Below are 13256 nucleotides of genomic sequence, written 5' to 3'. Positions count from 1 at the left end.
GTTACTTACTTTTAATTTTTTAGTCGTCATCTTGATACTTTAGTTTTCGTTAGTATAAACATTAAGGATTAAAAAAATTAAAAGACAAGGCCTAGTTCCTTGAAATAAACCTCAATCTCCTTATCGAGTTCAGCTCGTTTGGCTTCTAAGGATTTGATTTCTTGCATCACGGCCTGAATATCGATTTCTTCTTCGGCCTCAAAAGTATCTACATAGCGTGGGATATTGAGATTGTAATCATTCTCAGCGACCTCTTTTAAGCTTGCAAGGTGACTATATTTATCAATTGCTACTCTGTTACGGTAGGTATCGACAATTTTATTGATATGCTCTTCTCTGAGCATATTTTGATTCTTCACTTTCTCGAATTCTTTGCTTGCATCGATGAACAGAATATCGTCTGGTGTTTCCCGACACTTCTTGAATACCAGGATACAAGTCGGAATACTAGTACCGTAGAAAATATTAGCTGGTAAACCTATTACTGCATCTAAATAATTCTTTTGTTCTATTAGGTACTTACGAATGTGCAATTCAGCAGCGCCACGGAATAGAACACCATGTGGTAATACGATTGCCATAGTGCCATTTTCGGCAAGATGATAAATCATGTGTTGTACAAATGCAAAGTCAGCCTTGCTTGATGGCGCTAATTTCCCATATTGACTAAATCGATCATCATTGAGGAATAATGGATTGGCACTCCAGTTCGCTGAGAAGGGAGGATTTGCAACGATTGCCTCAAATGGCATATCGTTTAGATGTTGCGGATGCTCTAAGGTATCTTCTTGTTTGATATCAAATTTGAGATAATGAACACCATGAAGTATCATATTCATCCGCGCAAGATTGTACGTTGTACGATTCATCTCTTGCCCATAGAAATTATTAACATCTTTTACTTCACGAGCAACTCGCAGTAGAAGAGAGCCAGAACCACATGTTGGGTCATAAACAGATTTTAACCTGTTTTTACCTGTGGTAACTATTTTAGCGAGAATTTTGGAAACCTCTTGCGGTGTATAAAATTCGCCTGCTTTTTTACCTGCACCGCTGGCAAATTGACCAATTAAATATTCGTAGGCATCACCTAAAACATCTAGTTCCGTATGCTCTAATTTGAAATCAATTTCGTCCAAGTGTACCAAGACTTTGGCAATAATAGCATTTCTTGCCTCAGCTGTTTTGCCCAACTTTGTACTATTGAGATCCATGTCTTCAAATAGGTTATCAAAGTCTTCTTCACTTTGTGTACCCATCGTACTTAGTTGGACATTTGTTAAGATCTTTTGTAGATCCTCCAAAATAAACGTATTTGAGCCGCTGCTTCCTCGTTTCGCTATTTCGCTAAATAGTTCAGAAGGTTTAAGAAAATATCCTAGCGTTTCGAGAGCTTCTTCTTTAATGGCTTCTATATATTCTTTACCTTTTTGTGTATTTTCCTTTATATCCCTGAATTGGATATTGTCCTGCTCCAAAATAGAATTTGCGTAAATTTCCATTTTTTCAGAAAGGTACTTATAAAAGATAAATCCTAGGATATAATCACGAAACTCATCCGCGTTCATTTTTCCGCGCAAAGTATTTGCAATATTCCAGAGCTGTTGCTCCAATATTTTCTTTTGATCTTCAGACATTTAAAATAGCGTTATTGATTGAGGATATGGAATCCTTAAGAATTCACTAAGATAGTAAAGTCTTTGCGTTAAACGTAGAGTTTCGGTAAATATGAAATTCTTTTTTAGAAGCGATTTTAGAAATAGATCCTAGGTTATCTCATTCTTTTATTGTTCAGTGGTTAAATTCTAGAGCGTTGAGATTATTGATGATAATAGGGCTTTTGATTTATAGAATAATTAAATTAACAATATTGTATAGCTTTACAACTTACAAATATTTTTCAAAAAAGAGATGTCAATGATTTTACTTGGTGTATTTGAATTTTATAATATTGATAGGATGGAAACCTCATCCAGTTCTGATTGGTTGATAATTTTAGTTACAGCGCTACTATCAGGCTTGACAGCATGGGGGGCAGCATTTTTTCAAATTAGCTACTCAGATTTTAATCGCTTTAAAGAGAGTAAAGAAACTTCAAAAAAAATATTTGATTTTGTCAAAGAGAATATCCAGAAGTCACATACTGAGCTTAAATCACTGCAAGATTATATAGAGGAAGCCATTAATTCAATAGGCTATGGGAGGAAGTACGATATCGCTGATAAAATAATAAATTTATCATCTTTTAAATCTGTTGAAAATCTTCAATATCATGAGTTTTATAATCATATTAAATTTTTGGGCTTTTCTTCGGAAAATGAAAGAAGAATATTAAATGCTTATTCAAGTATTATAGATAGTATTAGTCATTATTTGAGTATTAGGGATTTTTATAGATTAAAGTATACAGAGTATAATAATTTGATAAATAAGATCAATTTGCTGGCTCAAGCTGTTGCAATAAAAGTTCAAAACTTGATATTTTCTGAGGAGAATAAGAGTTTTAAACGTACTCTATTAACAATACCGTTGATAGAAAGGAATATCTATAGAAAGGAAAATCCATACTTTCAAATGATTGATGAATTGGATGCTATTACAAGTGAATATCAAAAAAAAGAAAAATTCTCTTTCCCTGAAATTGAGGAATATTTTAATAAAATCAAGAATTTGATTAACAAGTATAAATCTATCTTCCCTGATATTGAATTAGCTCAGAATATAATTACCACTTTATCATATATAGAGAATTTGAAGACATTTTATTCCACTTCCACAACTACATATAATTGGTATTTAAAAGTGATTATTACTGAAAGAGAGAATCTTGGAAATATAGATACTATTTTGGTCTCGGAAATCAATGTGACTTTTTGGAAGTTTGTTACTGGAAAATAGTAGTTTTCAAGGGATTTTCTTATTATATTTATTAATTAGACTTCCTTTGCCCCAACAACCAATCATAAATTTCCGGCTTAGTTTCATAGAGATACTGGATACCATGCCCTTCACCTTCAAGCCGATGGAAAGTGATATTGCCGTTGCACTTCTTTAGGGATTCTGCTATTCGTTCTGTTTCGTGTACGGAGATTTCATTATCAGCGGTTCCGTGAAATGTCAGGATGGGGATGTCTTTGAGCGTGCAAATGCGAGTGGTGTCGCTGTCGTTTACTCCTCCGCATAATGGAACAATGGCTGCTATTTTATCGGGGTGATCCAATGCTGCAGTGTACGTTCCATAGCCGCCCATACTTATTCCGGTTACATAAACACAACTTTTATCGATTCGGTATTTTGAGGTAACTTCATTGTATAGCGAATCAAACCAATTTTCCGTGGACCAATATTTTCCGTCTGGGCATTGGGGTGCTACCATAACAAAATCGAAATCCTTTCCCTTGTCTACTAAATAGGGGAGACCATAGATCTTTAGCTTTTCTAGGTCATTTCCTTTTTGTGAACCACCATGTAGGTAAATAACCAGAGGATACTTGGATGCGTCTGTATAGTTTTTAGGAAGATAGGTTAGGTGTTTATATTTGACTTTTTGTTTTTCTTGCGCAATTGACTGCGGGATAAAAATGCTAAAAATGATGATTGAAAGAATACTCGCAAACAGATTATCTTTTGAACTGACCATTTTGATATATCATTGAATTGGTTCCAAATATTCTCTATTTCGATTTACTAAATTTATAATAATTTATATTGCGTGCTTTTCTGCTTTCTAACACCCCCTCTTTAACCCAATTGCCTAAAATAGTAGAAATGGATGAGCTCAATTTAGATTTTTTTTCGACACCTTTTTTTTCAATCAAAAGATTTGCAATTTGCTCCACTGTAGTTTCCTCTTTGAACAACCCTTCAGAGGAAATCATGTCTTTAATTTTTGCAGTCAAGTTTATACGAGCCAGCCTGTCAGGGGGCAAAGCCAATCTAGGACCTACGGAATAAGTAATCATTGCCTCTTTAAAAAGAGTATGAAATCCTCTGCCCATGGTAGATGCGTATTCCATGTACTGGTCAATATCATAGCTTATTCCTTCTTCAACATTCCAAACTGCAGATTTGGACAAATTAGACATAAATGCTATATCATCTAAAGAGAAGTTATCTTCTTGCCGTAATTTTCTCAAGTGTTGACCTAATATTTTTCTTATTTCTGGAAACATATCCTTTCTAGGTTTCCTCCCTGTTGAGCTCTTTCCTGTTAATTTAGTCATTTTGTATGGTTTTAGTACTATTTCCATTCAAATGACTTAAATTGTATTAGGCTTATTGTTTTTAAATAAGAAACAAATTTTGTTTTACAAAAATTAACAACTATATTTGTGTTAGTATATAAGTATACTGAAATGTAGTATGTAATAAAAAATAGAATATTTAAGAGTCTCGTAGATCGAAGTTGACACCCAAGGCGCGGGACGGCAAGATTTTAACCATTGCCCTGCTTTTGCTATATTTGATAAATGGCAGGGGATGGTCTTGCTGTGAAGCCTTTGTCCTTGGGTGTCACTAAGATCTCAAAGTGTGGAGCGGGCCATCTTCCTGCCTATATTTCGTAGAGACTCGTTACCAATAAAACGAGTTATGAACAAAAAACAGCAATCAAAAAACATCATCACGGCCCCCGAGTAGCTCGGTGCCAAAGTCATACGATGACTTTCCTAGCTGCTGAAGACGTATCGAACCAATTATGAATTACTTGAAACTGTCATTTTAACGTCTTGCGCTTCCCGCATTTACAACAATTTTTTTATTTGTGACCTGAGCTAGGCTTAGGAACATTGGATGCGTTTGTAAGTATCGTCAGGAGTTCTAACCCTATAGGTCACACCTTCAACACCTTTAAAAATGAACAGTTTTTACAAGGGTGGGAGTGAACTGCCTACTGGACAAGATTCCTCTTACTCAAACCAAATTAAAACCAAAATATTAGGGCTTCAGTCCTTTAAATTATTGATGCTTTTTAGGCTATATTTTACCAGTATAGATAAAGCACTTGTGAAGCACTCCTTAAGCACAGATATAGCACTGTTTACGCAACTGTTGCGTAAGCATATTTACAAAGGAAAAACATGCTATCAAAGTGCTTTTCTGCTACTATATACATACTTGATTATTGGAAGCAAGCTAACAACTGAAAGGTTGATACAGAAGCTTACAAGATCAAGGTTTTCTTCGAGAGGGCTTCGGGGGGTGTTCGACATTTCTTCGAACCTGCTTCGAGATTGCGTCGCCCCTTCTTCGGGAGTGCTTCGGCTGCTGTTCGGCTGTTCTTCGGGACGTTCCCGAAGCGCTGTCGAAGCGGACTCGAAGCCGAGCCGAAGCGTTGCCGAAGAGCACTCGAAGGAAGGCTGAAGAAAACCCGCGGAAAGGGCAGATCTGGCTAGGAGCTGCTAGGGACTTGAGTAGTCTATTCCTTGTACGAAAAGCTACCATTGATTCACGGTTAAGCTACCGGGAGTGTACCGAAAGGGTACCAAAAAGGTACTGGGAATGTACTAAAGAGCTACTGGAGATATACCAAAGAGGTACTAAACAGATACGAGCTGTCAGTAGCTCACTGGTGGATCTTGGGTATAAGTCTGATACTGCTGTAGCACAGTCTGCAAAAGGGGAGGATACCGAATTGGATAATGGAAGAGAGGGGAGTTGTTTTAAATTTAATGGTTTTAAGACGTTTTATGAGCGTGATGTCTCTGTTATCGATTCTTTTGTTGTTGATGGAATTTTAATGGCTCAGAGGGTTTTAAAATGCTTTGCTTATTTGTTTGGTTATAAAAATACTTTTCGCATGTCGCTGACATGCTCGGCTTTAGTTTTTCAATCATCTAATTTTTCTTTTAAGGCATTGAAGAGCATCAGAGCTCTTATGGTATTAGCTCTGATGGTTTCTATGTTTAGTTTATCGGCTCAGACGCCCCGCAAGGACAGCGGGGCCGATGGGCTATCTCAAGTCGCCGCAATGTCTATTGGTGATCGTGTAGATGATGAGTTCTATAGCCGCATGCACAAATCTGTTGACTGGAAGTCAAAAGTCGTTAAAGAGATAAATCTCAAAGCACATAAAGATAAGCTCATCATACTGGACTTTTGGGCTTCATGGTGTAGCCCTTGCCTGAGCTCTTTAAAAAAATTGGATTCGCTCAAAAAAACATGGGACGCGGATAAGGTGATCGTAATTCCTGTTGCCTACGAGCCGTTGAAAGATATCGCTCGAATATTAGCATATTTTAAATGGGATTATAACACCATATTTCAGGATACTTACCTTAAAACACGTTTTCCTCATCAGGGATTGCCGTTTATGGTATGGATTAAAGATGGCCGGGTAATAGCTACTCCAAAAGCTGGATACGCAACAACAGAAAATGTAAACGCTGTCTTAATAGGCGAAAATCTGGAGATATTCAATAAAACAGATGTTAAACTGATCGATACCACTCGAGTGTTTTTTACGAAGGGAAATGGACAGTCAGATCGAAACTTTTATGATACCAAGGATGCGAAATTGGTCGGATATATCCATGGCTATAGTGAGACGAATTTTAATGTTTTTAAAACAAAAGATTCTTTGACTCTCTATGCCATAAATTCGACCATAGACCGAATCTACAGGGAAGCTTATACGGATATAGTCTATCCATATCAGTCCAAAAAACAATCGCTACAATGGGAAATAGGGGCTGATTTTCTGCCATATCTGGAAAAAAGCAAACCGAGGGAAAATTGGACTGGGGATCTTTCTAAAGATAAACAGCTTCAGCAGTGGAAGAGCATGCACTGCTTTAGTATGATGGTGACTGTGCCACGCGATAGCGGAATCACTGGGGCTAGGTCAAAAATACGTAAACTATTGGCTAGTTCTATCGAACAGAAATTTGGCTTGTCACCGCAGGTCAAATTCGGAATAAAGCAACGTTATCCGGTTTTGGCACTGACAGAAACAAAGCAGTCATCGGAAATAAAGCTTTCTCAGCTATTGCGAACACCTCCAAAGAAGGGCTATGAAAACTATGCTGTTCCTTTTGGCGACCAGCCACATTTTAAGCTATTTATAGAGACTGCGCTCAAAAATATAAGTTCATTGAGATTGACAGAATACCGGATCTGGGATCGTACAGGAATAGCGCCTGATTTTCCGGTTAAATTTTCTTTTCCCGTGAATCTTGCTCAAGAGCGGAAGTTTGCCAATGTGCAAAATCTGCTGAAACAATATGGCCTACAGGTCCTGGTCGAGGAAAAGCCAATACCTTATTTATGCATCGGTCAGTTAGCTGATAATTCAAAATCCAATGGCCATGAAAATCTATAGATATTTAATGCTGTTCATATGTAGTGTATGGGCTTCACTGCATGTTTATGCTCAAAATAGATTGACAGGTATTGTTAAAGATCAAGCGGGAAATGGGCTCAGTCATGTCAGCTTAAAGCTTATCGGATCTGGGAGATTCATACAGGCTGATGAGCTCGGGCAATTCCAATTTTTATTGGTCGGACCCGATACCTTATTGGTGACCCGAACGGGAAAAATAGCACAACGCTTATTTGTCGACCCCAGTAAAAATAGTTTTTTTGAAATAGTCCTACACGAGAGCATCAACATGCTTCAGGAAGTTGAGGTCTCAACAGGATATTATAGCATTCCAAAGGAGCGGGTGACAGGCTCTTTCGAGATGATTGACAGTGATTTGTTGAATAGAAACCCTGACCCTAATATTATTGAACGGCTCGAAGGGATAAGCTCGGTATTACAGTTTGATCGCTCAATCAATTCGGGAGAATTTTCAACGGATCCTAAATTGCGGTTGCGAGGGCTGAGCTCGATCAATTCCCAAACCGAGCCATTGATCATTTTGGATAACTTTCCGTATGAAGGCGCATTGAATTCGATAAATCCAAACGACGTCGAATCAATAACTCTATTGAAAGATGCCTCAGCGGCATCCATATGGGGAGCTAGGGCAGGGAATGGTGTAATCGTCATTACGACAAAAAAGGGAAAGTTTGAAAAATCTAATAACCTGATATTTGGCAGCACATGGCAGTTGTCCCAGCGGCCTGATCTTTCGTATTCCAGTGGTTACCTTCCTTCGGCTTCGATGCTTGATGTAGAGGATAGGCTCTTTGAACTGGATAATTTTGATGTCTCGGATTATTCAGCTTTGCCAGAATATATCTCTTTGCTGATTGATCGTAGAAATAATGCCATTTCTGAAAAGGAATTTGGTCTGAAAAGGGATTGGTTAGCACAACGTGATCTTAGAAAGGATGCGAGCAAATATCTCTATAGGCCCGCACTGTTGCAGCAATATGATCTGGCGCTTAATGGTGGTGGATCTGTATATAACTATTGGCTTTCCTCATCCTTCTATAAGAACAACTCTACCGTAAAGGGCAATAGCGATAAGAGAAACACACTGGCTCTGCGCAACCAGATCAAACTGACAAAAGGTCTAAATCTTTCTTTTGGCATTAATTACGCCTGGATGGAGGGGCAGAATAATGGTTTAACATTGCAGGGATTAAAAATAGGTGGCAGGGAGCTCCCAAATTATACCGCATTGGTCGATAAAAATGGTGCTCCTGCTGCGATAACAGGACGATATGCCAAAGATTATATAGATCAGGCGATAGAAAATGGCCTCCTAGACTGGAACTATGTACCGCTTGAGGAGGTTAAACTTCGAGACAAGCGATCAAATACAAAAGATCTTTTGATCAACTTGGGGATGGATTATACCGTCCGAGAGGGCTTGAAGCTTTCGTTGAAATATCAAAATCAACGGCTCCGTACAGATCAAACCAATGTTTATGATGCTGCCTCTTATTATGTTCGAAATCTGGTAAATCAGTACACGCAACCCGATCTAAAACGTATTATTCCCGAGGGAGCCATTAAAGAAGGGCTTAACAACGAGGTATCATCGCAGTCTGGAAGAATTCAGTTGGATTTTAATGGGCGATATGGCGAGAAGAATGTGATCAATGCCATTGCAGGGGCAGAGCTTCGCGAGACAAAAAGCTTCTCCAACCCCGGATATAGACTGTATGGCTACAGCGATGATGTATTGACTGCGCAGGCAAATCTGGATTACACCACATTCTATCCCTTGCGGCCCTTGGGTTCAGCGACTGTACCTATTGCTCCAATTGGGATGGTCTCGTTGACAGATCGATTTTTATCTTATTTTTTCAATGGTGCCTATACTTACGATTCAAAGCTGTCGCTTACAGCTAGTCTGCGTTGGGATGCGTCCAACTTATTTGGTGTCAAGACCAATCAAAAAGGAGTGCCGCTTTGGTCTGCGGGTGCTGCGGTTAATTTGGATCGTTTTGGTTGGATGAAATCAGATTGGATAGATAATTTAAAATTAAGGACAACTTATGGCGTAAGCGGCAATGTAAATAACACAGTTAGCGTCTATCCAATTACGTCGTTTTTTAGTGACGTCAATTTTGTTACTCAAAAAAACTATGCACAGCTAAAAAGTGTTGGGAATCCGGGATTGCGTTGGGAAAAGGTTCGTATGGTCAATATCGGGCTAGACTTTGGGCTGTTTAACAATTTGCTGTCCGGTTCAGTGGAATACTACCAAAAGAATGCAAGTGATCTGATCGGTGTAAATTTTATGGATCCTACCACAGGGATTTTCGAAACATCGGGTTTCTATCAGATCAATAATTTGATGAATTATGCCAAGCTGCGTACCCGCGGTGTAGATCTGATATTAAATACCAGCATTGGTAAGAATCGTTTGAAATGGAATAGCGCTCTTTCCTTAAGCTATTCGGCAAACGAAGTGCTAGATTATAAGGCAAACTCCAATGTGACGATGTCTACAATGGTCTCCACACCGATTCCTATTGTGGGTAAGAGTCTTGATCTTAATTATGCATGGCAATCAGGTGGTTTGGATCCCGCGACAGGTGAACTCTTGGCTCCGGATGGTACGAAGGAATACAATGCTTATATAAATAATGCAAGGATGGAGGACCTCAAAGATATGGGGGTGAAATTTCCACCCTATGCAGGTGTATTTCGCAATACGTTCTCTTATGGGAACTTCTCCTTGAGTGCGAGTGTGGACTATAAATTTGGTTTTTATTTTCGGCGAAATACGATCAATTACAGCCAGTTATTCACCGGTGGTGTAGGACATACTGATTATTTAAAAAGGTGGCAAAATCCAGGCGATGAAATTGGAACATCTGTTCCAGTATTTCCTGCCGATAAAAACCTCAGCCGTGATGAACTCTATGTCAATTCGGCCCTGATGTATGAAAAAGGTGGTTTTTTGAGATTGGCCGACCTACAGTTTTCCTATCGCACATTTCCGGTCTTTTTAAAAAATAAAGAATGTCGGCTGTTTGCAACAGTCAGGAATGTAGGATGGATCTATCGGGCAAATTCTTTGGGGCTCGTTCCTGACATGCCCAATGTTACTTACCCTAATCCGAGAACATGGATTATGGGCTTTCAGATTAACCTTTAATACGATGAAAATGAGAAATATGATTTTAGCTATGTTGCTTTTTATAACGGGCTGTAACCCTGATTTTTTGGACTTGAAAAGGGACAAGTCTCAGGTCATTCCTCAATCGTTGAAAGATTTGGATGCGTTGTTGAATGACTATGCGACGATAAATGTCGGTGCGGGAAAATCTTTGGGCACAATTGCAGCGGGTGAGTTTTATGTCGAGGATAATACCTGGAATTTGGCAAGTTCGGAGCTGCAGAAACTTGCCTATAATTGGTCTGATGGAATCTTGGACGTGGAAGAGAATGTGCCGGATTGGAACAACGCTTATAAACGGATCCTCTACACAAACGTAATCCTCGAAAGATTGGATCAGATGCAAGCTTCCAATCAAAATGCGGACTATAACAGAATAAAAGGCAGTGCTTTGTTTATCCGTTCTGATGCTTTTTTTAGCCTTGCCCAACAATTCGCTGCTCCTCCGGGTTTGCCAGAATGGGATAGATTTGGCATACCACTTAAATTGGAAAGTGATATTAATCTGATGACAACACGGTCAACGGTAACACAGATCTATAATCAGATGATCAAGGACCTGCTGTCGGCCATAGATTTGTTGCCTAGTAGAAGTGGAGATGTGTATTCACCTAATAAAGTGGCCGCGTACATGTTATTGATGCGGTGTTATATGCAACTTGGCGACTACGAAAAATCGTTGGACTGTGCCATCAAGGCCAGAGCTATTGGCGGTGTTTTATTAGACTACAATACAATATCCGGTACCAAAGCGTATCCCTTTCCCACCTATGGAAAAGGGAATGAAGAAATAATCTATCTGGATGGATCCAATAGTACTAATTTTTTCAGTAAAACAAAGACTTTAATACCAATGGAATTCTATAACAGTTATGACGATAATGACCTTCGGAAAAAGTTGTTTTTTGAAAAGGATGCCAAAGGTAATATTCTTTATAAAGGGTCTTATTTGGGAAATGCAACTTATTTTGTTGGATATGCTTGGGATGAATTACTGCTCAATGAGGCTGAATGTGCAATGAGATTGGGGCGCTATGACAAAGGAATAAATGTACTAAATGAGCTGCTATCTAAGAGATTCATTACAGGTAAATTCCAGCCGATAGCAGATGTCTCTCAGCAGCAAGCATTAGCACTAGTTTTATTGGAGCGACAGAAAGATTTGTTCTTACGAGGGATAAGGTGGTCTGATCTAAGGCGTTTGAATAGAGAACAAGATCATGTAGTGATATTGAAGCGTAATGTGAACGGTCAGGAATACAAACTATTACCAAATAGTGCCCGATATATTTTTCCTATTCCTAAAGACGTGATGCTAAAAAGCAATATTGAACAAAACCCTTAGTTATTAGTCTATTATCCAGCCCCCGCCAGGACTGGATAACAGGCATAAATTAGTTGTTTGGATCATCTCTGTACGTGTAATCAATTATGGTTACACCAGATAATGCCAAAGCTTGAGCAACGGTTTTGTTTGTAAGATCGTGATTGTTCGGATTGTTAAATTGTACGGCACAACGAATGTCTTCTTCAGGGAGATCACATTCTCCACCCGAAGTCGGATCAGCCGTTGAACTTCCCAATTGGTCGTTGTTTGGATTAGGTGCCATACTGGTAATTTCATACCAAGGCGTACTAAACATCGATTTTGCATAACTATAACCTCCATAACCTAATAAAAGTGTCATGGCAAATACGGCTAAGCCGTGTTTTTTAATTGAATTAACTAAATTTTTCATGTTTTTAATTTTTAAGTTTTTTATTTTAATTTCATGTCTTTTTTGGTCCCTACGGTGTGTCGGTTTTCTGTACGTAGCCATCGACAACAGCGCGGGAATACAGTAAGTGTCTTTTGGCAGACGCGCCCTTTACCCAGATTAGCCTTGAATCCAAGTTCCGCCGTTGATGTGGTACACTATTCTTTTTGTAACCTAGGACTGGTTTTCAATTTTGTCGCAGTTGGTGGACCTGAATCCATTTGCACAATTCCATTATGATGACTGGCGTTATTTCCGATGTTTCGATTGATCGAAGATTGATTTTTCACTACCTTCAGCTCAAACCATAAACCGAGCAAGCTGACAATCAAAAATCCCATATTTAGCCAGAGATGAGCCGTCCAACCCAAATGTTGGAATACGAGCCCGCAACCACAGGGGAATTTGCCCCATACTTTCAGGACAGCTAAGCCTACGTAAGCTACGAAGACTTTTATCAGTAGCGATGATAGGCCAAATGCCCACAACCGTGTCTTTGGCGCTATAAAAAGTAGACCAACGGCAAGCTCGAGAGGAGGCAAAGTATAGGCTAGGTACATACCCAACTGATCGCTAAAAGGCTGCTGTATCATGGCTGATCTGAATAGCTCAAAGTTGATAAACTTGTCTAGACTGATCGGGATCCAAAGAACCATCAGTGTAATGAGGATGATCTGGTATATAATCTTTTTTGCTTTCATTGTTATACTGTGTAAGTCTGAAAGCAAAGGAAGGGTAAAGCGGCTCAATCTTATCTAGAAGGATTGAGCTGATGAATCAGCCTTTAAAGTACTTTAAACAATTTTGCGTTTTGAAAAAGGGGAGATGGGCTATATTATGTGGATAGATGCTAATGGAGGAAAACCGCACTGAAGGGGAGGAGTGTTCAGTTTCTGGGACAAGGATAGTGATCTGGAGTTTAAGCCAACTAGGGGGATAAAGTGGAATCCCCCTAGTTTTTCTGAAAAGACGTTTTAAG

Annotated in this window: 9 protein-coding genes; 4 read left to right on the top strand and 5 right to left on the bottom strand. The window is 38.9% G+C overall.

Annotated elements, in window-relative coordinates:
- Positions 1 to 77 precede the first annotated feature (77 nt).
- On the bottom strand, positions 78 to 1637 hold the full coding sequence (locus AC07UV_RS12080) for a type I restriction-modification system subunit M (protein WP_495183933.1): 1560 nt from the start codon (positions 1635 to 1637) through the stop codon (positions 78 to 80).
- A gap of 280 nt (positions 1638 to 1917) precedes the next feature.
- On the opposite strand from AC07UV_RS12080, the gene AC07UV_RS12075 reads away from it, so the two are divergent.
- Positions 1918 to 2898, top strand: coding sequence for a hypothetical protein (locus AC07UV_RS12075; protein WP_495183932.1), 981 nt, complete (start codon positions 1918 to 1920; stop codon positions 2896 to 2898).
- Between the two features lie 31 nt (positions 2899 to 2929).
- Here AC07UV_RS12075 and AC07UV_RS12070 read toward each other — a convergent pair whose 3' ends face one another.
- Complete coding sequence (locus AC07UV_RS12070) at positions 2930 to 3640, bottom strand: carboxylesterase family protein (RefSeq protein ID WP_495183931.1); 711 nt, start codon at positions 3638 to 3640, stop codon at positions 2930 to 2932.
- Positions 3641 to 3674: 34 nt separating this feature from the next.
- On the bottom strand, positions 3675 to 4223 hold the full coding sequence (locus tag AC07UV_RS12065; RefSeq protein WP_495183930.1) for a hypothetical protein: 549 nt from the start codon (positions 4221 to 4223) through the stop codon (positions 3675 to 3677).
- 1109 nt (positions 4224 to 5332) lie between these two features.
- Between AC07UV_RS12065 and AC07UV_RS12060 the strand changes: the two genes are divergently transcribed.
- The 3 genes from AC07UV_RS12060 to AC07UV_RS12050 are packed head-to-tail and all read left to right on the top strand — an operon-like array spanning position 5333 to position 11865.
- On the top strand, positions 5333 to 7318 hold the full coding sequence (locus AC07UV_RS12060) for a TlpA family protein disulfide reductase (RefSeq protein ID WP_495183929.1): 1986 nt from the start codon (positions 5333 to 5335) through the stop codon (positions 7316 to 7318).
- On the top strand, positions 7305 to 10499 hold the full coding sequence (locus AC07UV_RS12055) for a SusC/RagA family TonB-linked outer membrane protein (protein WP_495183928.1): 3195 nt from the start codon (positions 7305 to 7307) through the stop codon (positions 10497 to 10499). The genes AC07UV_RS12060 and AC07UV_RS12055 overlap by 14 nt, the downstream gene beginning before the upstream one ends.
- Positions 10500 to 10503: 4 nt before the next feature.
- Positions 10504 to 11865 carry a RagB/SusD family nutrient uptake outer membrane protein gene (locus AC07UV_RS12050; RefSeq protein ID WP_495183927.1) on the top strand — a complete coding sequence of 454 codons (1362 nt, stop codon included), beginning with the start codon at positions 10504 to 10506 and terminating at the stop codon, positions 11863 to 11865.
- A gap of 49 nt (positions 11866 to 11914) precedes the next feature.
- Here the strand turns inward: AC07UV_RS12050 and AC07UV_RS12045 are convergent, their stop codons facing one another.
- Together AC07UV_RS12045 and AC07UV_RS12040 are read right to left on the bottom strand one after the other, a co-directional pair.
- Positions 11915 to 12208, bottom strand: a complete 294-nt coding sequence (locus AC07UV_RS12045; protein WP_495183926.1) for a hypothetical protein — start codon at positions 12206 to 12208, stop codon at positions 11915 to 11917.
- 227 nt (positions 12209 to 12435) lie between these two features.
- Positions 12436 to 12978, bottom strand: a complete 543-nt coding sequence (locus AC07UV_RS12040; RefSeq protein WP_495183925.1) for a MauE/DoxX family redox-associated membrane protein — start codon at positions 12976 to 12978, stop codon at positions 12436 to 12438.
- Positions 12979 to 13256: the final 278 nt, after the last annotated feature.

Source organism: Sphingobacterium sp. GW821-FHT03E03 (genome assembly GCF_059420745.1).
The sequence above is the reverse complement of the archived record's forward strand: the minus strand, read 5'-3'. Positions and strand labels throughout refer to the sequence as shown.